This window comes from Mesorhizobium sp. M7A.F.Ca.AU.001.01.1.1 (genome assembly GCF_004022735.1).
Taxonomy (GTDB): domain Bacteria; phylum Pseudomonadota; class Alphaproteobacteria; order Rhizobiales; family Rhizobiaceae; genus Mesorhizobium; species Mesorhizobium ciceri.
This window is the reverse complement of the sequence record NZ_RZPF01001390.1, coordinates 1-341: the sequence shown is the minus strand read 5'-3', so window position 1 is coordinate 341 and position 341 is coordinate 1. Positions and strand designations below refer to the sequence as shown.

Below are 341 nucleotides of genomic sequence, written 5' to 3'. Positions count from 1 at the left end.
GCGCCGACCGGGCGATCAATTATCGCCAGCAGGACTTCGTTGCCGAGGTCAAGGACGCAACCGGCGGCCGGGGCGCCGACGTCATCCTCGACATGGTGGGCGGCGACTATGTGGCGCTCAACTACGACGCCGCGGCCGTCGAAGGACGCATCGTCCAGATCGCCGTACAGGCCGGTGCGGTCGCCAGCACCGACTTCGCAAAGCTCATGGTCAAGCGCCTTGTTCATACCGGCTCGACGCTTCGGCCGCGCACCGTCGAATTCAAGGCAGCCATCGCGGCGGCGCTCGAGGCTCAGGTCTGGCCGCTGCTCGGCACCCGCAAGGTCGCTCCGGTCATGGAC

1 protein-coding gene is annotated in these 341 nt (G+C 67.4%); it reads left to right on the top strand.

All coding sequences use genetic code 11. The features are described from left to right. The coding region (locus EN884_RS38340; RefSeq protein WP_164895532.1) for a zinc-binding dehydrogenase at positions 1 to 341 on the top strand (341 nt) is incomplete at both ends.